We start from the raw sequence: 24,434 nt of genomic DNA on the forward strand, positions 1-24,434 counted from the left end.
CCCCATGTCTGTCGTTCGCCGTCTCTCCATCTCCCCTCGCCGTTGGTTGACCCCACTCGCCGCCATCGCCCTGGGCGGCTGCACAAGCGTCGAGCAATCCGCCATGCAGCGCATCCTGGATTCGTGGCAAGCCGCCCCGATCGAGCAGGCCAAGGCGCAGTGGGGGCCGCCGCAATCCGTGCAGGCCGTGCCGGGCGGCACCGCCTACTTGTGGACCGAGGACGTGCCACCAGCGCGTGCGCCGGGCGGCGGCCCGCGCGATGCGCGCGCGCCCACGTCACCCGAACCCCTGCTGGTGCCCGGCCTGTGCCATCGCCGCCTGATCGCTGGCCCCAATGGCCTGGTGATCGGTGGCGACTGGTCCGGCAACGCGTGCTGTGTCACCACCGCGCTAGGCCGCTGCGGCGGGCTGGTCAGGGCCAACTCCTGATCGCACCGGCCACCGCGCTGCTCACCGAATTGGTGCACATCGCGCATCGAAGCAGGCGATCTTGCACCAGCGCCGCCAAGCGGCATGCCACGATCCGGCGCATTTGGAACCCGGCGCTCACCGCTGCCGTTGGCACACCTCTTGCTGAACAAACCATCGAGTAGAAGCGGTTAGCGCCGATGCGCCTCCCCCAGCGGGCAGGCGCATGCCGGCGCGGGACATTGCTCTCGCGACCATCCGGTCGCACGCCCGGTTGACTCGCATCGCGAGGCATCCGGGCGTTTGGATCCGGCCACCAGGCCGGGCACGAGAGAAAAGAGAGCGCCCACGATGTCCCCCATCTTCACGCCCTTATTCCATTTCGCGGACGCCTCTGCCGGCCATGGCGCCGCTTGCGTCCCGCGTCGTCGCCCGCCTGTCGCCGTGCCCGCCTCGGTTTCCCCCGCAAACATCCGCACAGGAGCCCCCATGAAGACGCCTTCCCCATTGCGCCGCCTGTTGATTACCGGCGCCTGCGCCGCGCTCACGCTCGCCGCCATCCCCGCCACCGCGCTAGCCGCCGACAAGGTGACGTTCCTCACCTCCTGGTATGCCCAGGCGGAGCATGGCGGCTTTTATCAAGCGGTAGCGAAAGGCATCTACAAGAAGTACGACCTCGATGTCACCGTGCGCATGGGTGGCCCGCAGGTCAACGGCATGCAGATCCTCACCAGCGGCCAGGCCGACTTCCTGATGGGCTATGACCTGCAGGTGCTCAAGAGCGTGGAGCAAGGCGTGCCGGTGACCACCGTGGCAACCTCCTTCCAGACCGACCTGCAAGGCATGATGACCCACGAGGACGTCAAGAGCCTGGCCGACCTGAAGAGCCGCACGGTGCTGGTCTCCACCTCGGGACGCACCACGTGGTGGCCGTGGCTCAAGGGCAAGTACAGGCTGGAGGAATCCCAGTCGCGCGTCTACACCTTCAACCTGCAGCCCTTCTTTGCCGATCCGCAGGCGGCCCAGCAGGCCTATGCCTCTTCCGAAGTGTTCTCGGCCAGCAAGGCAGGTGCCAAGACGCGCTTCTTCCTGTTTGCCGACGATGGCTATCCGCCCTACGGCACCACGATCGTCGCCATGCAAAAGACGGTCAAGGAGAAGCCGGACGTGGTCGCGCGCTTCGTCAAGGCGACCATGGAAGGCTGGAAGAGCTACCTGGCGGACCCTGCCCCGGCCAATGCGCTGATCAAGCAGGAAAACCCCAACATGAAGGACGACCAGCTCGCCTGGGGCGTGGAGAAACTCAAGGAGTACCACATGGTTGACGGTGGCGACGCGGCCCGCTACGGCATCGGCGTGATGACCGACGCGCGCTGGCAGAAGACGCGCGACTTCATGGTGGGCGCCGGGCTGCTCAAGGCCGATGCCGACTGGAAACAAGCCTACACCACGCAGTTCGTGAAAGACCTGAAGGTCATGCCCTGAAGCGCGCGGCCTCGCCGTTCAAGCTCAACCCCATACAAGGATATTTGACATGCTGGTCACCCAACAACCCGTCCTGCGCCGCTTCTGGTATGCCCTGATGCCGATCTCGATGCTCGACGATGGCCCCAAGCCCTTTACCCTGCTGGGCGAAAACCTGGTGCTGTGGAAGGGCGGCGACGGCAAGCCGGCGGCGCTGCAGGACCGCTGCTGCCACCGCACCGCACGCCTGTCCAAGGGCTGGGTCAACGAGCGCGGCGACATCGTCTGCGGCTACCACGGCTGGGAATACAACTGCTCGGGCAGCTGCGTGCGGATTCCGCAAGCGCCGGACAACGCCATTCCCTCTGGCGCGAAAGTGCAGGCCTATCACGTGCAGGAGAAGTACGGCTACGTGTGGGTGGCGCTGGACGATCCGCTGCAGCCCATCCCCGATTTCCCCGAGGATGGCGACCCCACCTACCGCCGCATCTTCCAGTTCTACGAGAAGTGGAACACCAGCTCGCTGCGCGTGATGGAGAACGCCTTCGACAACTCGCACTTCAGCTTCGTGCACCGCGCCAACTTTGGTTTGTCCGAGCAGCCCAAGCCGGAGAAGTACGAGCTGCTGCAGCGCGAGTGGGGCTTCGAGGCGCAGACGCTGGTGCCGATCCGCAATATCGAGGCGGGTCACCGTGTGACCGGCACCACCGAGCCGATCACGCATCGCCATATGTTCAACCGCTGGGACCTGCCGTTCACGCGCCGCTTCGGCTGCACCTATCCGGCCAGCGGGCGCCATCACATCATCTACAACTGCGCCACGCCGATCGACGACAAGAGCGTGATGCTGTCGCAATGGCTGTACCGCAATGACAGCGAGGAAGACTGCTCGACCCAGGAGCTGATCGACTGGGACGCGCCCATCGTCGCCGAGGACCGCGACATCCTGGAAGCCACCGACTACGACGCCTGCGTGGACACGCGCCGCCGCATTGAATTCCATATGGAATCCGACAAGCCCGGCTTGCTGATGCGCAAGATGCTGATGGAACTGTTCACCCGGCATGGCGAGAAGGAGACCTTCCGCATTCCCGTGGTTCGCGGTTAAGCCGGAGTTCGGATAGCCCCTGGAACCATTCCATACGGAGACAGCCATGAGCGTACTCTTTCGCAGTATCACGCAAGCCCCCGCCGCGGCCCCGAGCGCCAGCGGCCGTGCGCCCGACGCCGGCGGCGAGCCCGCTGGCACCAGCCGGCGCGATGCCGGCGCACCGCTGCTGTTCGCCAACCAGGTCGAGAAGACCTACCCCAACGGCACCGTCGCGCTGGAGCGCGTCAAGCTGGCGATCAAGCCCGGCGAGTTCGTCTCGCTGCTGGGGCCCTCCGGCTGCGGCAAGAGCACCTTGCTCAAGCTGTTTGCCGGATTGGAAATGCCGTCGGCGGGCCATATGCGCTGGTGGGGCAACCCATCCCTTCCGAACGGAACAAACGCCGCCACCGACAGCGCCGGCCGCACGCTGGCGATGGTGTTCCAGGAAGCCACGCTGATGCCGTGGGCGCGCGTGGCCGACAACGTGCGGCTGCCGCTGGACCTGGCCCGCATGCCGCGCGCCGACGCCAACGAGCGCGTGCAGCGCGCGCTGGCGCTGGTGGGGCTGGGCCGCTTCGCCGCGGTCTTTCCGCGTGAGTTGTCGGGTGGCATGCAGATGCGCGTGTCGATCGCGCGGGCGCTGGCGAACAATCCGGACCTGCTGCTGATGGACGAACCCTTTGGCGCGCTCGACGAGTTCACCCGCAACAAGCTCGACGCTGACCTGCGCGCGCTGTGGGCCGAGCGCGGCCTCACCGTGGTCTTCGTCACCCACAGCATCTATGAGGCGGTCTACCTGTCGAGTCGCGTAGTGGTGATGGCGGCACGGCCGGGCCGCGTGATTGCCGACGTGGCCATCGAAGGCCCCGTGGTCCGCGATGAGGCCTTCCGTGTTTCGCCCGCCTTCATGCAGTACTGCGCACAGTTGTCAGCGCTGCTCGCGCAGGCCAACACCGGCGTCGACCCCAACGAGCACTAAGCCCGGCAGCAGCATCGGTCCCGCAAACAACAAGGAGCCCCCCCATGAATCCCCCGCTATTGTCGCGCCCCCCGGTACAGCGCGTGGCCGCCCCGCTAGCCGTCGGCGTGCTGCTGTTGCTCGCCTGGCAGGCGACATGCACCGTGCTCGCCGTACCCGTGTACCTGGTCCCCACGCCCACCGCCATCGGCCATGCGCTGGCGGAAGACTGGAGCCTGCTGTGCGGCTCGCTATGGGTGACGCTGCGCATCACCATGCTGGCCTTTGCGCTGGCCGTGGTGGTCGGCACCGCCGCGGCGTTCATCTTCGTGCAGAGCCGCCTGATCGAGGCCAGCCTGTTTCCCTACGCGATCCTGCTGCAGGTCACGCCGGTGGTGGCTATCGCGCCGCTGATCATCATCTGGGTCAAGGAGCCGACGCTGGCGCTGGTGATCTGCGCGGCCATGGTGGCCGTGTTCCCGATCATCTCCAACACGGTGCTGGGACTGCGCAGCGTCAACCCCGGCCTGCTCAACCTGTTCCGCATCAACCGCGCGAGCCGCTGGGATACCTTGCGCCGCCTGCGCATTCCCAGCGCGCTGCCGTATTTCTTCGGCGGCCTGAGGATCTCCTGCGGCCTCGCGCTGATCGGCGCGGTGGTAGCGGAGTTCGTGGCGGGCACCGGCGGCACGGGCGCGGGGCTGGCTTACCAGATCCTGCAGGCTGGCTTCGCCCTCAATATCCCGCGCCTGTTTGCCGCGCTGTTCCTGATCACGCTAACCGGCGTCGCGTTGTTCGGCGCCATGGTCGTGGTATCGCGCATGGCGCTGTCCCACTGGCACGAGAGCGAGCTGGCATGACGACCAACACCATCCTGATCCGCAATGCCACCGCCATCCTGACCGGCCTTCATGGCAACGGCGAGGGCGAGGGCGAGGGCGAAGGCGAGCGCCATGCCGGCCCGGACCTGCGCGTGGCCGGCCGCACCATCGAGGCCATCGGCAAGCTGGCACCGCGCCCCGGCGAACAAGTCATTGATGCCACCGACTGCGTGGTCTACCCGGCCTGGGTCAACACCCATCACCACCTGTTCCAGTCGCTGCTCAAAGGCGATCCGCCGGGGCTGAACCTGACGCTCACGCCCTGGCTCGGGGCTACGCCTTACCGCTTCCGCGCCGCCTTTGACGAAACCACCTTCCGGCTCGCCGCCCGCATCGGCCTGATCGAACTGGTACGCAGCGGCTGCGGCACGGTAGCGGACCACAACTATCTCTACTATCCCGGCATGCCCTACGACAGCTCGGCCATCCTGTTCGAGGAGGCCGAGGCGCTGGGGCTGCGCTTTGTGCTGTGCCGTGGCGGCGCCACCCGCACGCGGCAGCTGGAGAGCGAACTGCCGCAGGCGTTGCGCCCCGAAACGCTCGACCAGTTCCTGGGCGATTGCGAACGGCTCACCGCGCGCTACCACCAGCCCGCGCCGGATGCGATGCGGCGCGTGGTGATGGCGCCAACCACGCCGCTCTACTCCATGTCGCCCGAGGAGTTGCGCACCAGCGCGCGCACCGCGCGCCGGCTTGGCATCCGGCTGCACAGCCATTTGTCGGAGACGGTGGAATACCAGAACGCCGCGCGCGACAAGTACCAGACGACACCCGTGGCCTTCTGCGGCGAGCACGAGTGGCTGGGCAGCGACGTCTGGTTCGCCCATCTGGTGAAACTGGGCGCGGACGAAATCCGCCAGCTCGGCGCAACCGGCACTGGTATCGCGCACTGCCCGCAGAGCAACGGCAGGCTGGGCAGCGGCATCGCGAACATCCCGGCGCTGGAAGCCGCCGGGGTGCCGGTGTCGATCGGGGTGGACGGCGCCGCCTCCAACGAAGCGGCCGACATGATCTCCGAGGCGCATGCGGCATGGCTGCTGCAGCGCGCGCGGCGAGGCCATGGCGCCCGCCCGCGCGCCGAGGGTGGCGACCATGAAGGCGGCGCTGACGCCGCGCGCGTGGAAGACGTCGTGCGCTGGGGCACGGCGGGCGGCGCGGCGGTGCTTGGCCTGGATGCGGTGGGCACGCTGCAGCCGGGCAAGGTGGCCGACCTCGCCATCTACCGGCTCGACGACCCGCGCTGCTTTGGCCTGCACGATCCGGCCATCGCGCCCGTGGCCAGCGGTGGGCGGCCAGCTCTGCGCGCGCTGCTCGTGGCTGGCCGCGTGGTGGTGGAGCATGATGCGATTCCGGGGCTGGACCTTGCCGAGCTTGGCGCTGCCGCGCGCGACGCGGTGCTGCGCTTGCAGCACCGCGCAGCACAATCCGCGGCGCCACATCCTTGATCCAGGCTAGCCTGGGCGCGGGCCGACGTATGCGGCACGCGGGCGGATCAGCTCGGCATCCGCACGCTGCTCCAGCGCGTGCGCGATCCAGCCGATGGAGCGGCCAAGCGCGAACATGCCGAAGGCCGCGCCGGGCGGCAGCCGCAGATGCCGGCGCAGCGCCACCAGTGCAAAATCGATCGATGGCCGCTGCCCCACCAGCGCAAAAGCGTCGTCGATGAACGCTTGCCATTGCGGGTGATGCGGGAGTATCCGTGCCAGCAGGCCGGCGGCGCGGATGTCGCCGGCGGGGTAGAGATGATGGCCAAACCCCGGCAGGTTCTCGCCGCGGGCAAGCCGCTCGCGCAGCTTCGATGCGGGCTGGGCCTCGCCGAGTTCGTCCCAGAGAGCCTCCACGCGGGCGGTGGTCCCGCCATGCAGGCCGCCGGTCAGCGCGGCCAGCCCAGCGACCACGGATGCGCGCAGGCTGGCGCCGGTGGACGCCACGCAGCGGGACGTGAAGCTCGACGCGTTCAGCTCATGGTCGGCGCAGAGCACCAGCGCCATGCGGATCAGGTCCGCGCCCTCTTCGTCCACCTGCCAGGCGCTGGCGCATTGCCGATGGACCGGCGCGCTGGCGGGCGCCGTGTGCAGCAGGCAGGCCGCCAGCAAACGCACCAGCGCGCCGCAGCCCTCGGCAAGGCGTTCCGGTGACCTTTGCCACTGCGCCGTGGGGTCGTCTTCGCTGGCGATGGTAAACAGCGGCAGCAGCGCCTCCTCGCTGCGCCGCCCGGAGAAGGCCGCCTGCATTGCCGCGAGGTGCGCCGGCGCAAGCGGCGCTGCGCCAAACGCCGCGTCCTGGGGGCACTGCCACAGCAATGCGGCCACCGCTTCCACGGTGTCCGACGCGGCCAACGCAACGGCATCCATACCCCGGTAGTAGAGCCGCCCGTCCTCAATCAAGGTGATCCCCGATTCCAGCACCGGCAAACCCCAGCTCAACGTGGCCTTGGCCACCTCGCGAGGCTTGCGGCCACGTGTGCGCTGGCCGGCCAGGCGCGCAACGTCGTCGGCGAGATAGCGGCTCTCGCGGTGGGTTTCGCCATCGTGCGCGTGCAGCAAGCCACGGCTGACATAGGCATAGAGCGTCTGGCGGGACACGCCAAGCTGGGCGGCGGCTTCGGAGGAAGTCAGGTAGCGGGGCACGGGCGACAAAATCGATCAACAAGTTGATTAAGTTAATCAATATTGACTATTAAAACAAGGAGCCTATGCTGCAAAGCACGAATTCCTGCCCCCCAACGGAGAACGCACCATGCCCGGCCCCGGAGAATCCATGCTTTCAGCCACGAGTCCCACGACCGCCGCCACCCCTTTCCTTGGTGAGATCTGGCGCAGCGTGCACGGGGACGCCGCGTGGCTGGAGCACATTGCCGTGGCCGGCGCCGGTCACTTGCCCGCGGTCTTCCCCGTCACCGCCCTGGCCACCGCCGCCGTCGGCGCAGCCGCCCTGGCCATTGCCGAGTTCATCCACCAGGCCTGCGGGCATACGCTGCGTGTCCAGGTGGATCAACGTCTCGCTTCGCTATGGTTCGGCACTTCGCTGCGGCCGCAGGGCTGGGAATTGCCGCCGCAATGGGATCCGGTTGCCGGCGACTACCGGGCCAAGGACGGCTGGATCCGTCTTCACACCAACGCCCCACATCACCGCGACGCTGCCCTCGCCGTGCTTGGCGTGGCGGCGCAAGCGGACAAGGCCGCCATTGCCCGGGCCGTATCCGGATGGGAAGCCAGCGCGCTGGAAACCGCCATCGTCGAGAACGGCGGCTGCTCGGCGGCGATGCGCACCGAGGCCGAATGGGCGGCCCATCCGCAGGGGATCGCCGTCAACAGCGAACCGCTGATGCACTGGACAACGTGCGCTGCGGGGCCTCGGCCAGCCTGGGCCATTGCCCCGGATCGCCCGTTGCGCGGCATCCGCGTGCTGGACCTGACCCGGATCCTGGCGGGCCCGGTGGCCACCCGCTTCCTGGCCGGCTTTGGCGCCGATGTGCTGCGCATCGACCCACCCGGCTGGGAAGAGCCAGGCACCGTGCCGGAAGTGGTGCTCGGCAAGCGCTGCGCCCGGCTCGATCTGAAAAGCGCGGCGGACCGGCAGGTGCTGGAGCGGCTGCTGAGCCAGGCCGACGTGATGGTGCACGGCTACCGTCCCGAAGCCCTGGCGCGGCTTGGGCTGGATGCGCGGCGGCGCCGCGAGATCAATCCCGCGCTCGTGGATGTGTCGCTCGATGCCTATGGCTGGAGCGGGCCCTGGAAGGGCCGGCGCGGCTTCGACAGCCTGATCCAGATGAGCACCGGCATTGCCGATGCGGGCATGCGCGCCGCAGGCCTGGACCATCCCAAGCCGCTGCCGGTGCAGGCCATCGACCACGCCACCGGCTACCTGATGGCAACAGCGGCCATCCGCGGGCTGGCGCAGCGCCTGGCGACGGGCGCCGGCTGCGAGGTGCGAGCCTCGCTGGCGCGCACGGCGCATCTTTTGGTGGCGGGCACGGTCCTGCAAGGCCAAGCAACAATGCCGGCCCCCGAAACGGCGGCCGACCTGGCCGCAGTCGCCGAGAACACCACGTGGGGCCCGGCACGCCGGATCAAGCCGCCCGCCATGGTGCAGGATGCGCCAATGCACTGGGAGCGCCCGGCCAGCAAGCTGGGTACCGCGCTGGCGCATTGGTAAGCCACGGCGGCAGGCCGCACCGGCGTGCTCCGCTTAGTCGATCTTCGCGCCCGAAGCCTTGATCACCTGGCCCCAGCGCTTCTGCTCGGCGGCAATGGTCTGGCCGAAGGCCTCCGGGCCCTGCCAGGCTGCCTCGGCGCCTTGCTGCTCCAGCTTGGCGCGGGTATCGGCTTCGCCCAGCACGGTCTGCAGCGCGCCGGACAGCTTGGCCACCACCTCCTTGGGCGTGCCCGCGGGCGCCAGCATGCCGTAGAAGCCGACCACCTCGAAGTTCTTCAGCCCGGCCTCTTCCATGGTCGGCACGTCAGGCAAGGCGGGCGAGCGATGCCTGGACGTCACCGCCAGCGCGCGCACCTTGCCGGCCTTGATGTATTGCGTGAACAGCGGGATCGAGTCGGCCATCATCTGCGCTTGGCCGCCCATCACATCGGTCAGAGCCGGGGCGCTGCCCTTGTAGGGAATGTGGACGATAAACGTGCCGCTGGCCTGCTTGAACATCTCCGGCATCAGGTGGGAGATACCGCCGTTGCCGCCCGAGGCAAAATTCAGCTTGCCGGGATTGGCGCGCGCATAGCCAATGAACTCCTTGAGGTTGCGGGCCGGCACGTTGTTATTGACCACCATGACCAGCGGAATCAGCGCGGTGCGGGCCACCGGCGCAAAATCCCGCGGCATCACATACGGCAGCTTGGGATAGAGCGCGCCATTGATGGCCATCTGGCCGGTGTTGGCCAGCAACAGCGTGTAGCCGTCCGGCGCGGCCTTGGCGACGGAATCCGAGCCGATGTTGCCGGCCGCGCCGGCCTTATAGTCCAGCACCACTGACTGGCCCAGGATCGGCTGCAGCTTTTCGGCGAGGATGCGGGCGTGGGTGTCGACCGGGCCACCCGGCGGGAAGCCCACCACCAGGCGGATCGGTTTTTCCGGCCAGGCGGCAGCAGCGGGGGCCGCGCCCAGTGCCAGCGGCAGTGCGGCGCAGGCCAGCAGCACCGGCAAGCCGGGCAGGAATCGGTTATTTAATGTGTACTTCGCCATCAGGTCTTTTCTCCTCGTTTATATTGCGGCCTTGCGTTGCCGGCGTGCGCCGGGGCGAGTCCTGGCCGGGCTCGTTGCCGCGCTCGTTGCCGGACACCCGCGAACACCCTTAATTGTGACGATTTTATTACATGGCGCCATGATAGAAATCCCTGTGCAGGCTTATGATGCCCCTGCCCGGCCGCGCCATTGCGTCAGCCGCTTGCCGGCCTGGCGCGTTCAGATAACGGCTGGCCGCCGCGCGCCGGCCTCGCATCCGTGCCCGGGCATCAGCCAAGGAAAGCCAACGTGAAACCAACCAACCGAGCCGTCGTCCTGTTTTTGTGGGCTGCACTGTACTTCTGCTCCGGCTACATCTCGCACAAGCTCAACGGCCCGTTCTCCGCCACTGGCTATATCTGGCTGCCGGCCGGCGTGACCGTGGCCGCGTTCATGCTCACGCCGATGCCGCGCTGGCTGCCGGTAGGGCTGGCGTTCTTCGCCGCGCAGATGCTGCTGGGCTGGGTGGAGGGGCGCGACACGCTGCGCCTGATGCTGTTCTCGCTCGACGAGATCGGCTTTGCGGCAGTGGGCGTGGCGCTGGTCAGGCGCACGCACTTCTCGCTCGAAGGGCTGGCCTTCGTGCGCGGCGTGCTGATCGCCGGGGTGGTCAGCAGCGCCGCCAGCGCGGCGGTGGGCGCGGGCTGGTTCACGATCATGGAGGACGTGCCGTTCTGGCGCACCGCGCGCGTCTGGGCCGCGTCCGACCTGGTGGGGGTGCTGATCGTCACGCCGGTGCTGGCGGGCTGGTCGCGCTTTCGCGCCATGCGCTCAGGCGGCATGAGCGGCGGCGATTTCCTGTTTGGCCTGGGCGCGTTCGCCGCGCTGGTGCTGACCACCTTCTTTATCTTCGACAACAAGAGCCTGGGCCCGCTGCCTGCCGGCGTGGTGTTTGCGCTGACCTATATCCCCCTGTTCTTCGCTGCAGTGGTAACGCTGCTGTGGGGCGGCCGGGGCGGCTCGGTCGCGGTGGCGATCCTGGCGCTGTTCGTGCTGGTCAATACCGGCCAGGGCGATGGCCCGTTCGCCGAAAGCGCGGCCCACCATGGCCGCTCGCTGATGGAGGCCCAGCTATACCTGGCCGTGGCCGCCTTGCTGACGCTGCTGATCAGTACGCTGCGCACCAGCCGCGAGCAACTGCACCTGCAGTCGGCGCAGCGCCAGAATGATGTCAAGCTGGCACTCGCGGCCAGCGGCCAGCTGGTCTATTGCCTGGACCCGCGCAGCGGCACGCTGCGCTGGAGCGGCGACGTGGAACGCTCGCTAGGGGTGCGAGAAGATGCCTTCGGCAATCTCGACAATGTACTGGCTCACGTGCATGCCGACGACCGGTCCCGGGTGCGCGACCGCTGGCTGCGCGAGAGCGACGGCGACGGGGGGGGCGACGGGGGTAGCGCAACCCGCACCGACCTGCTCTTTCGCCTGATGCTGCCCGCGGGCGACTGCACCATGGTGCTGGACATGAGCAGCCCGCTGCTGGACGGTGACGAGACCGTGGCGGTCATTGCCGGCGCATGGCGCCTGCAAGGCGCGGCTGTGATCGAGGAGCGCGACGCAGCATGACGGCTCTCAAGGGCAGCGGCACGGGGGCCCTGCTCATCCATGGCTTGGGCGGCACGCAGTTCGACCTCGGCCCGATGCACAAGGCCCTGCGGCGCGCCGGGGTGGAAACCCACGCGGTGACGCTGCCAGGACACGCAGGCACGCCCGAGGACCTGGTGCCCGTGCGGGCCGAGCAATGGCTCGACACCGTCACGCAGGCATACGATGAACTGGCCGGGCAGTACGAAACCTTTCATATCATGGGCATGTGCCTGGGCGGGCTTCTGGCCCTGGCGCTGGCCGAGCGCCGCCAGCACACCAAGGGCCGGCTGATCGCGCTGGCGGCCCCGGTCTACATCGACGGCTGGTCCACGCCCTGGTACCGCGCGCTGCGGCACCTGGTCTATCACATCCCCACGCTGCCCGCGCGCATGCGGGTGGAGGAAGACGAGCCGTTCGGCATCAAGAACGACCTGGTGCGCGCCATCGTCAAAGCCAAGTTCGAACGCGGCGACAACTTCCACTACCGCTGGGTGCCGCTGGCCTGCATCCGCCAGGTGGACCGGCTGCGCGGCTGGGTGCTCGACGGCGCCCACCGCATCGCCTGCCCCACGCTGGTGGTGAACGCGCGCGAGGACGAGCTGACCAGCCTGCGCTCGGCCGACTTCCTGGAGGCCACGGTCCCCAACGTGCGCAAGGTGGTGGTGGAAAACAGCTATCACATGATCTGCGTGGACAACGACCGCGAGCTGGTGGTCAGCAACGTGCTCGAGTTCCTCGGCTTCGACCCGGCGCAGGCGCGCCGCCCGGCGCGGGCCAGGGTAGAAGTGCCCATGACCGGGGAAGCCGTCGCCGCCGTGGTAAACGAATACCTGCAGGCCCTCACCAGCGGACAATTCGAAGCGCTGTTCCCGCTGCTGGAGCCCGGCGTGCGCTGGCGCCACCAGGGCGAGCATCCGCTGGCGGGAAGCTATGACGACCGCGACGCCGTCATCGGCATGTTTGCCAAGCTGGAGGAAATCGCCGGCAAGACGGTGCGCATCACCGTCACCGCGCCGCCGCGCATCGAGGGCGCCAGCGCGCAGATCGACGTCGCGGCCTCCTCCGTCATGAACGGCGAGGCCCGGCACAGCCAGGGCACGCAAACCCTGCGCATGCGCAACGGGCGCATCTCTGCCGTGACCTTCCGGCCGGCCGACAGCGCCGACAACGCGGTGAGCGCCACCGAGCCCCTGCCGGCGCCTGCGGGCTAGAACACGCGGCCCAGCTGCAGGTACAGGTTCCATACCCCCTGCGGCGCCGCGGCAAAGCCGAAGTACAGCGGACCGATCGCGCTATTGCCGCCGATAAACAGGCTGGCGCTGGTCTTGAACGGGCCATTGCCGAAATTCTTGCGCCGCAGCCAGACGTCGCCCGCCTCCAGGCTGGCGCCCACCACGGTGGTGCGCAGCCCCGGCAGGATGAACTCGCGCAGGTCATTCAGGTAGGTCAGGCGGCCATACAGCAGGTAGTTGCCGGAGAACTGGTCCTGTGCGTAGGCCGAAAGATGCTGGAAACCGCCCAGCGTAAAGCCCAGGCCACCGCTGACGCTGTTGTCGCTGCGGTGATCGCCATAGGTGGCTGCCGCCTCCGCCGCCAGGTTCAAGGTGTGGCGGCCGTAGCTGGTGGCCCAGAGCGCCTTGGCATGGGCATCGTTGAAGCGGTTGTCGGTGCCGCCGAAGGCCAGCTCATTGGTTGCCAGCAGGTAGTAGCCGGTGCGCGGGAATAGCGGATCGTCGAGCTGGTCGATGGTGAGCTGGGCGCGTATGGTCGGCTGGCGTACGCGGGCGTGCGGGAACAGCCGGCCGGTGTTGATCGGCAGGTTATAGAGGGCCGAGTAGTTGACCTGCTGGTAGTTCACACCCGCCCGGAACTCGCCAAGGCGGCCCAGTGGCACACCCAGGTCCAGGCCGGCGACGGCGGTCTCGATCCGGTAGGCGGTCAGCGGATCGGTATTGCGGTTGGGCGCGGTGTCGGCGTACAGATCGACGCGCTTGCGCCCGTATTCCGCGTACGGGGCAAGATAGAAGCCCAGCCGGTCGAACACCGGCTGGCGCAGCTCGGTGCGCCACTTGGCCTGGGTACTGCCCAGCACGATGTCATTGCGCCATTCCAGCCCGCCGGGCGTGATCCACGGATAGCGATGCCCCAGTTGCAGGTTGAACCCGCCCTGGCCGTTGAAGGTATTGGACACGCCGAAGCCGAACAGCAGGAACTGCGGGCCCCAGGACTTTTGCTGCGCCTCGACCTTCAGCACATTACGGCCGTCTTCGGTGACCAGTTCCTGCGCCACGGTCTCGAAATCGCCCGACGTGGAGAGCTGCGCCATCTCGCGGTTAAGCGTGACCGCGTCGTAGGTGTCGCCTTCGTTGACGCCCAGGTACTTGCGCACGAAGCTGGCCGGAATGCGGCCTTGCGACCGGATCTGGATGGCATCGATGCGCACCGGGCCCGCCACCGCCTGGCTGCCCTTGCGCGCCGCCAGGTAGGTCTGCCAGGCGTCCTCCGGCAGCGTCAGCGACGCGAGCTTGGGCTCGGCCGCCAGCACCGCATTCCAGCCGCCCTGGATGCCGTCGTTGGCGCGCGAGAAATCGGTGAACGACAAGTCACCCAGCTGGGGCTCGATCAGCACGTCGCCCGGCTTGAGCAGCGCCTTTTGCGTGGCCACGTTCTGGTTGGTCAGGATGGTGACCATCTGCTGCGTCACCGCCGCCGGCGAGTCCAGGCTCTCGGGGTCATCCAGCGGCGAGGCGATATTGACCGCGATGATCACGTCGGCGCCCATGTCGCGCGCGAGCTGCACCGGCAGGTTGCTGACCAGCCCGCCATCGACCAGCACGCGCCCGTTCACCTTGATCGGCGCGAACAATCCCGGCACGGCCACGCTGGCGCGAATGGCACGCGGCAGCGAGCCGTGGTCCAGCACGACAGGCACGCCGGTGCCCAGGTCAGTGGCAATGGTGCGAAACGGCGTCGGCAGCTTGTCGAAGGCGTCGTCGGCCGGCAGATGCGGGGTCAGGTTCTGCAGCAGCGCCAGCAGGCGGTTGCCTTGGACCAGGCCGGTGGGGAACTTGATCTTGCCGTCACCGTAGCCGGCCGAGATGCCGATCGGATACTGGAGGTCGTCCTCGCGCTGCGCCTGCGGCAGTTCGGCACGCTCGTTGCGGTCAAAGGCGATATCGCTCAGGTTGATGTGCGACAGCTTGGCCTCCAGCTCGCCCGCCGACAAGCCGCTGGCGTACAAGCCACCCACCACGGCGCCCATGCTGGTGGCCGCGATGCAGTCGATCGGCACGTGCATCTTCTCCAGCGCCCGGATCACGCCGATATGCGCGTAGCCGCGCGCACCGCCCCCGGACAGCACCAGGCACACGCGTGCTCGCTTGCCCGGCACGGCGGGGGGGGCGGCTTGCTCGGCAACTTCGGTGGCGACGTCGGTGGCGACGCCGGCGGTGGATTGCCTGGCCGGCTGCGCAGGGTGATCCGCGGCCCTGGCATGCTGCGGCCCCAAGGCTAGCGCCGCCAATGCAAGCAGCATCGGCAGCAACTGACAACCTGACACCAGCGTGCGCAAGCGGCGCGCGATGCATGATAGAGAGCGGGACATGGGCAAACCTGGACAATCCGCGGCAAAACGGGACAAGACGGTGAAATCGCCGCGCAGAGTTGGCGGGGAAGGTCGTCACGATAGGGCAATTGCCCGTCCTTGAACAGCGGCGCATGCACCCGCTAAGTGCCGGTTGCCTAACCTGCGGGGCTCTCGCTGCCCCGTGCACCAAGCCGCCGCGCGGGTTAGCCGTGCAAACCCTCGGCGCAGAGCAGCTTGATCCACAATTTGCCGGAGTGGATAAACGTATGCCGGATACAACAAAGGGAACGCGGCGGACTGAAGCGGGCGGGCTGTTGCGCGAAAACCGGTAGCGAAAGCCGGAAGTGAACGCCGCGCCGTACCCTATTCCAGCTTGATCCCCGCCGACCTGATCAGTGGCCCCCACCTGGCCACCTCGGCATCGATGAAGCGCGCGAACGATGCGCTGTCGCCCGCCTCCGGCTGCAGCCCGAGGCCGATCAGCTTGCTGCGCGTCTGCGCATCGGCCAGCACCGCGTTGGCGTCCCGGTTGAGCTGCTGCACGATGGCCGGCGGCGTGCCCGCCGGCGCGATCAGCCCGAACCAGCCGTAACCCACCACCCCGGGATAGCCTTGCTCGCCGAACGTGGGCGCGTCCGGATACACCGGCGTGCGCTGCTCGGCGGACACCGCGATCACGCGCAGCTTGCCGGCCTTGATGAATGGCAGCGCGGTAGTGATGGCGGTCAACGTAGCGTCGACCCGCCCCGCAAGCAACTCGGTGTAGGCCGTGGAGTCGCCGCGGTAATGCACGTTGAGGCCCTTGAATTTCGCCTGGGCGGCGAAGAGCTCGGCGGTCAGGTGCGGCCCCGAGCCGATGCCCGGCGAGGCGAAGGTCACGCCGTCCTTCTTATCACGCGCCATGCGCACGAAATCCGCCACCGTGCGTACCGGCGAATCTGCGTTGACGATCAGGAATATCGGCCCGAGCACGCGCGGCCCCACTGCCACGAAGTCCTTGCGGATGTCGTAATGCTGGGATAGCCCTGCCGCCGCGTTGATGGCAAACGGCGCCGCCGCCCACAACAGGGTGTAGCCGTCCGGCGTGGCACGCGCGACCTGCTCGTTGGCCACGCGCGTGCCAGCGCCGGGCTTGTTCTCCACCACGAACTGTTGCTTGTACTTGCGGCTGAGCCCCTCGCTGAGCAAGCGCGCCGAGATGTCGTTGGAGCCGCCCGGGCCGTAGGGCGATACCAGGCGCACCGGATGCGACGGAAATTCCTCGGCCTGCACCGGCGCCAGCGCACCGCCGCCCGCGGCCAACAGCACGGCATTGCCGGCCAGGCGCAGCACTTGCCTGCGCTTGTGCGAGTTCAGTGTCATGACCGCTCCTTGGACGAAGCGGCTGCACCCGCCAGCGGGCGGATCGGCGGATAGACAAAGGTCTTGTCGAGATGCGCGGGCTGGGGCACGTAGAGCCGCAGCGTTACGTAGAACGGGCCTGCGGGCGCGGGCAGCCAGTTGCCTTCGTGCGCCGGGTCGGCCGGCGGCGTGGCCGACAGGCGCAGCCGCAGGCTGCCGTCCGGCGCATGGCGCAAGCTCGGCGAGCGGTCGCCCAGCGAGTAGCGCCCCAGCGCGTTGTCGACCAGCATGCAGTCGGCCTTGCCATACATGGTGAGCGACCAGAACGCGCCCACCTGCGGCAGCGCACCGGCCGGGAAGACCAGTTCGTAGCCGACGCGGCCATCGAGCGGCGCGCCCTCGCTGTCGCGGTCGGCCATCACGTACATCGCCTCTTGCACGCCGAGCGCGCCGATATAGTTGCGCGCCACCAGCGCGCGCTCGGCGAAACGCGTGCCGAACGATTCGCGGATTTCCACCGGCAGGGTCCAGCCGCCGCCGAGGTCGGACGGCAGCGGCGTCGCCAGTTCGGCAAGCACCGCCTGGATGGCGTCGCCCAGGCGGGCAAGCGCATCGTCGCCAAGCGCGGCCGCGTCGCAATCCGCGCCAATGCCAAAAGGCGCGAAGCCCGCCACCAGCCCTGCCTCAGCCGGCGGCGGCGGGTTCTCGCGCAGCGCCTGGTTGACCACCTCGGCATAGCGGCGCGGATCGCCCAGATGCTCGCCAGGCTGCATGCCCACATCGAAGGCCCGCGCGGCGCTCGCCCCGGCCAGCGTGCTCAGGCGGAACTGGTCCTGCAGCGCGTGCACGGCCGGCAGGTCGGCTTCGCCATCCACCAGCACGCGGCCGAGCAGCCACACCGCATCCGTGGGGCAGGCGATGGCGGTGGCGCCAGCCGGCACGTCGCCCTGCCAGCGCGGGCCATGCAGCAAGAAGCGGCCGCGCCCGTTGCCCGTGGTGCGGGTGCCGATATAGCCAAAGGGATTGGTATAGAAATCGAGCAGGCCGAGCACGTAGTAGCGGCCCACGCTATCGGGCACGTCCAGCAGCAGCGGCCCTTGCGACAGGTCCATCCAGGCGTTGCTGTAGAGCGTGTCGTTATTGGGCGTGACCACCTGGCGATGCTGCGGGCCAAGCAACTGGCGCGTGTGAATGAAATGATTGATCCAGCGCACCGGGACATCGGGCTGCTGCGCGGCGAACACGCCGGCGCTATTGCGGCGCGGGCAGGTGGCGGCGCGCATGCGCGCCATTTCGTAAAGGGGCAGCGTGTAACGGATGGCGTCGAGAGCGGGCGCGGCGGATACGGTCTGGTGCATGGTGGCCTCCATGATCTGGTTGACTCAATCGACGCGGCGCACGGCCGGGATGGTGTACTGGCCTTGCAGGAAAGACGGCGCGGGATGGTAGAGCCGCAGGATCAGGTAGAACGCGCCAGCGGGCGCAGGCAGCCAGTTCTCCTGCTGCTGCGCTCGCGCGTGCGAGATGGGAATCACCAGGCTGCCATCGGCCTCCATGCGCAAGCCCGGCGTGCGGTCGCCCACGGCGTAGCGGCCGATCTCGTTGGCGCTGAAGTAACGATCCTCGCCGTACAGCGACACCGACCAGAACGCTTGCGCGGGCGGCAGCATGCCGGGCGCGAAGCGCAGCTCGTAACGGCGACGGCCATCGAGCGGCGCGCCGTCCGCATCGAAATCGGCCATGGCATAAATCGCCTCGTCCGCGCGCAGCGCGCCCAGGCCCTTCATCGCGGTGCAGGCGCGCTGCAGCCAGTCGTCGCCGTACATGCCCAGCTTCAGGCTGTAGCCCCAGCACTTGCGGCCCTGGCTGCGGGTATGGGCCTCGATCACCGCCATGCCTTGCGCGTAGGCGCTTTCCAGCCCGGCCACGATGGCCGGGCGCAGCGCCGCGAAATCGATATCGTCTTCCAGCCGGATGCCGGCCTTGCGCAACAGCGTCAGGATGCCCAGTTCCTCCGCCGCTGGCGGGAACTCGCGCAGCGCGTTGAAGAGGTTGTGGAAGAAGTCCAGCGCCGGCCGGCCGCTGTCTTGCCACTGGTCCACGCAGCGCGGACGCGCCGCGCCCGGCGTGCGGGTCAGCGCGAAGCCCTGCTCAAAGGCGCGCGCCACCGCCAGGTCATCCGGCCCCTGCACCAGCACGCGGCCGAGCAGCCAGACCAGCGAGCTCGGGCACGATACCGCGTGCGCGCCGCCGGCCTTCTGGCCCGGGCCGACCAGCTCGATCTCGCCGCCTTCGGCAGCGACATTGCGTGGCCCCAGGTTCTCGAAGTTGTTGGTGTGCACGTCGAGCAGCTCGATCACGTAGTAGCGGCCCGGGTCGGGCAGCGGCGGAATGCGCAGCGTCACCGGGCCATCGGCCAGGTTGACCCAGCCGCAGAAGTACAGCAGGTCGTTGGCCGGGGTGACGATGTCGCGGTCCTCATGCGTCCACTGGCGCTCGCTGGCGGACAACGTGTTCATCGGCGCGCGGCCATAGCCGGTGGCGGCGCAAACCGAGGTCTGCAGGCGGCAGGTGCGCAGCGTCTCGATGAGCGCATAGCCGTAGATCACCAGCGGCAGCGCTGCGCCGGCGACCAGCGCCTGCTGGGGGCTGGCGTACGTGGCGGCGGCAAGCGTGGGGGCGCCGGCGGGGGCGGCGGGAGGGTTCATGTTCATGTGCGTTGGCTCCTGGCGGGTTATTCCTGGCGGGTTATTCGAGGGCGGCGCCGCTCGACTTGACAAGGGCGGCCCAGGCGCGGACGTCGTCCTGCATCTGGGCGGCAAAGACAGCGCGCGGCTGCGGGGTGAAACGCATGCCCAGCGTGGCGGCCTGCGCCTGCATGGCGGGCTCGGCCATGATGGCGTCGACCGCGCGCTCAAGGCGATCGAGGATGGGAGCCGGCGTGCGGGCCGGCGCGAACAGCGCGTACCAGCTGTCGATGCGAAACGGCACGCCGGACTCGGCGAAGGTGGGCACATCGGGCAGCGCCACCGAGCGCTCCGAGCCGGTCACCGCCAGCGCCCGGACCTTGCCGCTGCGGATCAACGGCAAGGTGCCGGCCAGGTCCGACATGGCCACCGGCAGCGTGCCGCCCATCACATCGGTCAGCATCGGACTCACGCCTTTGTAGGGAATGTGGCGCAGATGGATGCCACTGCTGACGTTGAGGCTCTCGCCGGCCAGGTGGCCGCCCGAGCCCGGACCCCAGGAACCATAGGTGAGGTCGGCGCCTGGACGCCTGGCGGCTGCGATCAGCGCCGGCAGGTCCTTGCCCGTGAACGCCGGGCCTGCCACCAGCACGTTGCCGCCGTAGGCCAGCCGGCCCACCGGCACAAAATCGCGCACGGGATCGTAGGGCAGCCGGGGGAAGATCGCCGGCGCGATGGCATGCGTGGCGGAGATGCCGAGCAACAGCGTGTAGCCGTCCGGCGCGGCGCGCGCCACCTGGGCTGAGCCGATGGTGCCGGTGGCGCCCGCCACGTTTTCCACCAGCACGGTGCCGCCCAGCGCGGTCGACAGCCTGGCGGCCACCAGCCGCCCGATGACGTCGGTGCCGCCGCCCGGCGGAAAGGGCACCACCAGGCGGATCGGCTTGTCAGGATACTTCGTGGCTTGCGGTGGTGCGGCGTGCGCCGGTGTGGCGGCCAGCAACGTCAGCACCGTCATCACGACGGCGGCGAGTGCGCCCGCCGCCGGCACGCGCGCGGTCCTTGCAGCTTGCAAATGCATGATGGTTGTCTCCAGTTGTGGTTCCCCATCCGCGCGTCCGGTCTGTGCCGGTAACGGGTTGCGCGGCAGGGTCAAGCTTGCTTGCTACGCCATCGCGGTCATGCCCTCGATCCGCCCGCCGGCAGCAAGGTGATCACGGCATCCGCCGCCACTGCGCCATCGGCGCCGATGATGAATGGGTTGATCTCCAGCGTGTCGAGCCGGGGACCCAGCGCCGCGGCCACCTTCGACACACGCACCAGCAAGTCGGCAGCCTGTGCCAGCGGCAGCACCGGGTTGCCGCGATGGCCGGCAAACAGTACCGCCGCGCGGCTGTGCTCGAGCATGGCGCGGGCGCGCTCGGGCGACAACGGCGCCAGGCCAAAGGCCATCTGCCGGAAGATCTCCACCGCGGTGCCGCCGATGCCGGCCAGCACCACCAGCCCGAACACCGGGTCGCGCCGCACGCCCACCATCAGTTCGCCCCAGCCGCGCACCATGCGGGCCACCAGCGCGCCCTCGAAGGGCAGGCTGGCATCGGCCCGGGCCAGCGCCGCCTGCATCGCGGCAAAGGCCTTGCGCACCGCGGCGGCGTCCGTCAGGTTGAGCGCCACGCCGCCTGCGTCGCTCTTGTGCAGCACCTGTGCCGAGCAAAGCTTCACCGCCACCGGGTAGCCGATGCGCTGCGCCAGCGCCACGGCTTCATCGGCGTCGCGCGCGAGTCCGTGCGCGGCCACCGGCACGCCGGCGTCCGCCAGCAGCCGCATGGCGTCGAACTCGGACAGCGCGCTGGCATCGTCCGGCACATCACGCAGGAGCGCGCCGACTGGCGCGGCGGCCTCGGCAACCGGCACGCTCGCGGCGGCTTCCCATGCTGCCGCGCGGGCCAGCGCTGCCACGGCCTCGATGGCGTGGGCCGGTTCGCGGAACACCAGGCAGCCGTGCGCTTCCAGCCACGCCCGCTTGTCGTCATCGACCACGCCGGAAAGCAGCAGCGGCGCGGCGCGCTTGTCCTCATGCAGCGCGCGGATGGTGCGCTGCAGTTCTTCCCACAAGCGCGGCGCGTTGGCGCCACCGGCGAGGAAGGCCACCACGCTGCCGTACTCGCCGCAGGTGGCCACGCCGGCCATCGCGTCGAGCAGCACGGCGGGCTGGGCCACCACCTGCCCCGTCACATCAATCGGGTTGGCGGTGCTGGCAAAGGGGATGCTCTCACGCAGCGCCTTGGCGGCTGCCGCGGGCATGGGCGGCATGGGCATGCCAAGCTCTTCGGCGCGATCGGCCATCATGATGCCGACGCCGCCGGACACGGTGACGATGGCCACCGGCGCCACCGCGTCGGCCAGCAACCCGCTCGGGCTGTGCCAGCGCGCCGGCCGGCGCCCGCGTGACAGCGTGTAGCCAAGGCGGAAGAAGTCCTCGATCGTATGGGCGCGATGCACGCCGTACTCATCGAACACCGCCTGATACACCGCATCTTCTCCTGCCAGGCTGGCCGTGTGCGACTGCGCCGAACGCGCGCCTGCCTCGGTGGTGCCCACCTTGGTGATCACCACGGGCTTGCCGGCGGCACGCGCGGCGGCCAGCGCCTGGCGCAAGCGCGCGCCATCGCGGCAGCCTTCCATATACGCCAGGATCACGCGGGTATCTTTGTCCTGCGCCATCCACTCGATCACATCGGCCACCTGCAGGCCGGCTTCGTTGCCAGTGGTCACCCAATGGCTCAGGCCCAGCCCGGCCTCGCGCGCCAGCGCAAAGGCGTAGGCGCCGAACGCGCCGCTCTGGCTGACCAGCCCCACGTCGCCCGCAGGCGGCACGCCAGTCAGCGGGATCGGCGAGAACGTGGCAAACATGCGCTCGCGCAGATTCATCACGCCCAGGCAATTGGGGCCGAGCAGGACCACACCGTGGCGGCGCGCGCTCTCGGCCAGCGCCACTTGCATGGCCAGGCCCTCATCGCCCACTTCGGCAAAGCCCGAGGTGAAGAAGATCGCGGCGCGCGTGCCGTTTCGCGCCAGTTGCGCCATCACGGATTCCGTCGCCACCGCCGGCACCGCGACGATGGCCAGGTCGACGGGCTGGCCAATGGCGGCCAGCGTCGCGTAGGCGGGCAAGCCCTGGATCTCGCTGGCGGTGGGATGCACGGGAAAAATGCGCCCGGCGTAGCCGAGCTCGCGCAGCAGGCGAATCGGCATGCCACCCACCTTCTCGGGCTGCGTGGACGCGCCGATGACCGCGACCGAACGCGGTTTCAGCAGGAAATCTAGATCGGGCATGGCGTTGTCTCCGGATGGCCTTGAATGGCTTGTCTTGTTTTGCGCCTGTGCCGGCGCTGTGTGTGTGGCTTCGTGCCGCTTCGTGTGGCTTCGCATGCCTTGCTCTGCCTGCCGGGCTATTGCCGCAGGCCCGTCATGGATTCGATGGTGCGGGTCATCTCCATCAGCAGCGGCGCGATCTTCTTCTCCAGCATGCCGCGCCGCATTTGCGAGCCGGCGATCGCGCAGTTGAACAGCAGCGGGCGGTTCAGGTAGACGATGCGCGAGTACACGCCCACGCCGTGCACGCCGCTGCCGGCGTCGCCTTCATTGATGGCAAAGCCACGCTTGGGGTAATGCGCCACGTTGTGGCAAATGGTGTCATAGCAGGCGGCGTACTCCTCGGCGCGCTCGTGGCGCGCGGCCTGCATCAGTTGCTCGAACTCGCTCTTGGAAAGCGTGCACAGGAAGGCACGGCCCATCGCCGTGCTCAGCACCGAGCGCACCGCGCCCACGCCGGGGCGCGCCGCCGTGCCCTCGTGATGCGTGCAGCTCTGCAGGTAGGTCACGTCCAGCCGATGCGCCACGCCCATCGATACGGCGCCTTCGATACGATCCGCCAGCGCCTGCATCAGCGGGCGTGCCACATGACGCACCGGCAGCCCGGCCAGGTAGGGATAACCCAGGGCCAGCACCTGGGCGCCGACGAAATACTTGTCGAGCTTGGGGTCCCAATCCAGGTAGCCCAACTCGAACAGCGTGCGGCAGATGCGCGACACCGTGGCGCGCGGCATCTGCAGGCGCTCGGCGAGCTCGCCGTTGCCAAGCGGACGGGACTCGTCGATGAAGCAGCGCAGCAAGGCAAAGCCCTTGGCCAGCAAGCCACCGAAGGACGGGTCCTCTTTCCTGCGCTCGGCTATGAATTGTTCGACCGGCGTGTTCATCTTGTCTCCTTGCACCGCAGTGTGGGCGGCGTCATTTTCTGTGTCAAAGAACGGAATGTATTTCCACATATTGGAAATGTAGACCGTTTCTTGACGAAACGCCGTGGTAACCATATGGTTCATAAAACCGAATCAGAATTCGCATACGGAATCAACATGCCCCTCTCGTCCTCTGCCGCGTCCCCCGCCAAGCCGTCCAAGGGGACTTCCGCATTCCCGACAGTAGCAACCCCGTCGATCCTGCAGCCACCGCGCCAGCGCCGCGCGCGCGAGACCGAGCAGGCTCTGCTGGACGCCGGCCGCGAACTGCTGGCGCAGCGGGATTTCTCCGCGGTGTCGGTTGCCCAGATCGCCTCCGCCTGCGAAGTGTCGGTCGGGGCCTTCTACGGCCGCTTCCGCGACAAGCAGGCGTTCTTCGAATCCCTGCGCGCGCTGGTGATGCAGGAAACCAGCGATTCCGTGGCGCGCTACCTGCGCGTGGAACGCTGGGAAGACGTGCCCACCGACGTGATGCTGGAAAAAATCATGCGCTACGTGGTGCTCGGCTGCCACGCCAACCGCGGCGTGATCAAGGCATCGCTCAAGCACGCCTCCGTCCGCCCGGAAGAGTGGCTGCCGCATCGCGAAAGCGGACAAGACGTGGTGGAACGCATGGTGGCGCTGCTGGTGCCGCGCATGCCGGTGCCGCCGGAGCAGGCGCAGATGCGCGTGCGCTTTGCCATGCAAGCCGTGTTCAGCATCGTGGTCAATGCCATCCTCAACGACGCCGGTCCGCTGCCGCTCGACGACGAACGGCTGCCCGGCGAGATGACCCGGCTGGTGGCCGGCTACCTGGCGCTGCCAGCCTGACGCCTTAACGTCACAACATCACAACGGCACAACGCGCGGTCCCGCGCGTGGTTTCCCGCCGCGATCAAGCCTGACCCGATACCGGCGCGCGCAT

19 protein-coding genes are annotated in these 24,434 nt (G+C 68.5%); 10 read left to right on the forward strand and 9 right to left on the reverse strand.

The window, feature by feature from the left end; translation table 11 throughout:
• Nucleotides 1–4 precede the first annotated feature (4 nt).
• The 6 genes from RR42_RS36215 to RR42_RS36240 all read left to right on the forward strand — a co-directional run bounded on the left by RR42_RS36215 (nt 5) and on the right by RR42_RS36240 (nt 6,247).
• Nucleotides 5–430: a hypothetical protein gene (locus RR42_RS36215; RefSeq protein WP_043357134.1), complete on the forward strand. Its 426-nt coding sequence runs from the start codon at nt 5–7 to the stop codon at nt 428–430.
• Nucleotides 431–898: 468 nt separating this feature from the next.
• A complete protein-coding gene (locus RR42_RS36220) occupies nt 899–1,894 on the forward strand; it encodes an ABC transporter substrate-binding protein (protein WP_043357135.1) in 996 nt (331 codons plus the stop codon).
• A gap of 49 nt (nt 1,895–1,943) precedes the next feature.
• The gene (locus RR42_RS36225) at nt 1,944–2,981 is read left to right on the forward strand and encodes an aromatic ring-hydroxylating oxygenase subunit alpha (RefSeq protein ID WP_043357137.1); all 1,038 of its coding nucleotides are present in this window, start codon (nt 1,944–1,946) and stop codon (nt 2,979–2,981) included.
• Nucleotides 2,982–3,027: 46 nt separating this feature from the next.
• Nucleotides 3,028–3,942 carry an ABC transporter ATP-binding protein gene (locus tag RR42_RS36230; protein ID WP_236702129.1) on the forward strand — a complete coding sequence of 305 codons (915 nt, stop codon included), beginning with the start codon at nt 3,028–3,030 and terminating at the stop codon, nt 3,940–3,942.
• 44 nt (nt 3,943–3,986) lie between these two features.
• A complete protein-coding gene (locus RR42_RS36235) occupies nt 3,987–4,781 on the forward strand; it encodes an ABC transporter permease (RefSeq protein WP_043357139.1) in 795 nt (264 codons plus the stop codon).
• Nucleotides 4,778–6,247: an amidohydrolase family protein gene (locus tag RR42_RS36240; RefSeq protein WP_043357141.1), complete on the forward strand. Its 1,470-nt coding sequence runs from the start codon at nt 4,778–4,780 to the stop codon at nt 6,245–6,247. Before RR42_RS36235 ends, RR42_RS36240 begins: the two co-directional genes overlap by 4 nt.
• 6 nt (nt 6,248–6,253) lie before the next feature.
• Here RR42_RS36240 and RR42_RS36245 read toward each other — a convergent pair whose 3' ends face one another.
• Nucleotides 6,254–7,432, reverse strand: a complete 1,179-nt coding sequence (locus RR42_RS36245) for a citrate synthase family protein (RefSeq protein ID WP_043358549.1) — start codon at nt 7,430–7,432, stop codon at nt 6,254–6,256.
• 130 nt (nt 7,433–7,562) lie between these two features.
• Between RR42_RS36245 and RR42_RS36250 the strand changes: the two genes are divergently transcribed.
• Nucleotides 7,563–8,960: a CoA transferase gene (locus RR42_RS36250; RefSeq protein ID WP_236702130.1), complete on the forward strand. Its 1,398-nt coding sequence runs from the start codon at nt 7,563–7,565 to the stop codon at nt 8,958–8,960.
• A gap of 33 nt (nt 8,961–8,993) precedes the next feature.
• Here the strand turns inward: RR42_RS36250 and RR42_RS36255 are convergent, their stop codons facing one another.
• The gene (locus RR42_RS36255; RefSeq protein WP_043357145.1) at nt 8,994–9,995 is read right to left on the reverse strand and encodes a Bug family tripartite tricarboxylate transporter substrate binding protein; all 1,002 of its coding nucleotides are present in this window, start codon (nt 9,993–9,995) and stop codon (nt 8,994–8,996) included.
• A 288-nt stretch (nt 9,996–10,283) separates the two neighbouring features.
• Between RR42_RS36255 and RR42_RS36260 the strand changes: the two genes are divergently transcribed.
• Together RR42_RS36260 and RR42_RS36265 are read left to right on the forward strand one after the other, a co-directional pair.
• The gene (locus tag RR42_RS36260) at nt 10,284–11,597 is read left to right on the forward strand and encodes an MASE1 domain-containing protein (RefSeq protein WP_043357147.1); all 1,314 of its coding nucleotides are present in this window, start codon (nt 10,284–10,286) and stop codon (nt 11,595–11,597) included.
• The gene (locus tag RR42_RS36265; RefSeq protein ID WP_043357148.1) at nt 11,594–12,829 is read left to right on the forward strand and encodes an alpha/beta fold hydrolase; all 1,236 of its coding nucleotides are present in this window, start codon (nt 11,594–11,596) and stop codon (nt 12,827–12,829) included. Before RR42_RS36260 ends, RR42_RS36265 begins: the two co-directional genes overlap by 4 nt.
• On the opposite strand, the gene RR42_RS36270 is transcribed toward RR42_RS36265, so the two are convergent.
• The 7 genes from RR42_RS36270 to RR42_RS36300 form a co-directional block, all read right to left on the reverse strand.
• Complete coding sequence (locus RR42_RS36270) at nt 12,826–15,153, reverse strand: patatin-like phospholipase family protein (protein ID WP_043357151.1); 2,328 nt, start codon at nt 15,151–15,153, stop codon at nt 12,826–12,828. The two genes, RR42_RS36265 and RR42_RS36270, sit on opposite strands and share 4 nt — an antisense overlap.
• 414 nt (nt 15,154–15,567) lie before the next feature.
• Nucleotides 15,568–16,566 carry a Bug family tripartite tricarboxylate transporter substrate binding protein gene (locus RR42_RS36275; protein ID WP_043357152.1) on the reverse strand — a complete coding sequence of 333 codons (999 nt, stop codon included), beginning with the start codon at nt 16,564–16,566 and terminating at the stop codon, nt 15,568–15,570.
• Entirely contained in the window at nt 16,563–17,915 is a 1,353-nt protein-coding gene (locus RR42_RS36280) for a DUF1254 domain-containing protein (RefSeq protein ID WP_052495201.1), read from the reverse strand. Before RR42_RS36280 ends, RR42_RS36275 begins: the two co-directional genes overlap by 4 nt.
• 12 nt (nt 17,916–17,927) lie before the next feature.
• A complete protein-coding gene (locus RR42_RS36285; RefSeq protein ID WP_052495330.1) occupies nt 17,928–19,253 on the reverse strand; it encodes a DUF1254 domain-containing protein in 1,326 nt (441 codons plus the stop codon).
• 40 nt (nt 19,254–19,293) lie between these two features.
• Nucleotides 19,294–20,313: a tripartite tricarboxylate transporter substrate binding protein gene (locus RR42_RS36290; protein WP_236702131.1), complete on the reverse strand. Its 1,020-nt coding sequence runs from the start codon at nt 20,311–20,313 to the stop codon at nt 19,294–19,296.
• 98 nt (nt 20,314–20,411) lie between these two features.
• On the reverse strand, nt 20,412–22,568 hold the full coding sequence (locus RR42_RS36295) for an acetate--CoA ligase family protein (RefSeq protein WP_043357156.1): 2,157 nt from the start codon (nt 22,566–22,568) through the stop codon (nt 20,412–20,414).
• 116 nt (nt 22,569–22,684) lie between these two features.
• Nucleotides 22,685–23,491 (reverse strand): IclR family transcriptional regulator, encoded by an 807-nt coding sequence (locus RR42_RS36300; protein WP_043358555.1) that lies wholly within the window; start codon nt 23,489–23,491, stop codon nt 22,685–22,687.
• A 156-nt stretch (nt 23,492–23,647) separates the two neighbouring features.
• Between RR42_RS36300 and RR42_RS36305 the strand changes: the two genes are divergently transcribed.
• Nucleotides 23,648–24,340 carry a TetR/AcrR family transcriptional regulator gene (locus tag RR42_RS36305; protein WP_043357158.1) on the forward strand — a complete coding sequence of 231 codons (693 nt, stop codon included), beginning with the start codon at nt 23,648–23,650 and terminating at the stop codon, nt 24,338–24,340.
• Nucleotides 24,341–24,434: the final 94 nt, after the last annotated feature.

The organism is Cupriavidus basilensis, assembly GCF_000832305.1.
GTDB classification, from domain to species: Bacteria; Pseudomonadota; Gammaproteobacteria; order Burkholderiales; family Burkholderiaceae; genus Cupriavidus; species Cupriavidus basilensis_F.

Coding starts and splice junctions, on each gene's coding strand:
- RR42_RS36215 (WP_043357134.1), top strand. CDS start 5: ATGTCTGTCGTTCGCCGTCTCTCCATCTCCCCTCGCCGTTGGTTGACC.
- RR42_RS36220 (WP_043357135.1), top strand. CDS start 899: ATGAAGACGCCTTCCCCATTGCGCCGCCTGTTGATTACCGGCGCCTGC.
- RR42_RS36225 (WP_043357137.1), top strand. CDS start 1,944: ATGCTGGTCACCCAACAACCCGTCCTGCGCCGCTTCTGGTATGCCCTG.
- RR42_RS36230 (WP_236702129.1), top strand. CDS start 3,028: ATGAGCGTACTCTTTCGCAGTATCACGCAAGCCCCCGCCGCGGCCCCG.
- RR42_RS36235 (WP_043357139.1), top strand. CDS start 3,987: ATGAATCCCCCGCTATTGTCGCGCCCCCCGGTACAGCGCGTGGCCGCC.
- RR42_RS36240 (WP_043357141.1), top strand. CDS start 4,778: ATGACGACCAACACCATCCTGATCCGCAATGCCACCGCCATCCTGACC.
- RR42_RS36250 (WP_236702130.1), top strand. CDS start 7,563: ATGCTTTCAGCCACGAGTCCCACGACCGCCGCCACCCCTTTCCTTGGT.
- RR42_RS36255 (WP_043357145.1), bottom strand. CDS start 9,995: ATGGCGAAGTACACATTAAATAACCGATTCCTGCCCGGCTTGCCGGTG.
- RR42_RS36265 (WP_043357148.1), top strand. CDS start 11,594: ATGACGGCTCTCAAGGGCAGCGGCACGGGGGCCCTGCTCATCCATGGC.
- RR42_RS36270 (WP_043357151.1), bottom strand. CDS start 15,153: ATGCTGCTTGCATTGGCGGCGCTAGCCTTGGGGCCGCAGCATGCCAGG.
- RR42_RS36275 (WP_043357152.1), bottom strand. CDS start 16,566: ATGACACTGAACTCGCACAAGCGCAGGCAAGTGCTGCGCCTGGCCGGC.
- RR42_RS36280 (WP_052495201.1), bottom strand. CDS start 17,915: ATGGAGGCCACCATGCACCAGACCGTATCCGCCGCGCCCGCTCTCGAC.
- RR42_RS36285 (WP_052495330.1), bottom strand. CDS start 19,253: ATGAACCCTCCCGCCGCCCCCGCCGGCGCCCCCACGCTTGCCGCCGCC.
- RR42_RS36290 (WP_236702131.1), bottom strand. CDS start 20,313: ATGCATTTGCAAGCTGCAAGGACCGCGCGCGTGCCGGCGGCGGGCGCA.
- RR42_RS36295 (WP_043357156.1), bottom strand. CDS start 22,568: ATGCCCGATCTAGATTTCCTGCTGAAACCGCGTTCGGTCGCGGTCATC.
- RR42_RS36300 (WP_043358555.1), bottom strand. CDS start 23,491: ATGAACACGCCGGTCGAACAATTCATAGCCGAGCGCAGGAAAGAGGAC.
- RR42_RS36305 (WP_043357158.1), top strand. CDS start 23,648: ATGCCCCTCTCGTCCTCTGCCGCGTCCCCCGCCAAGCCGTCCAAGGGG.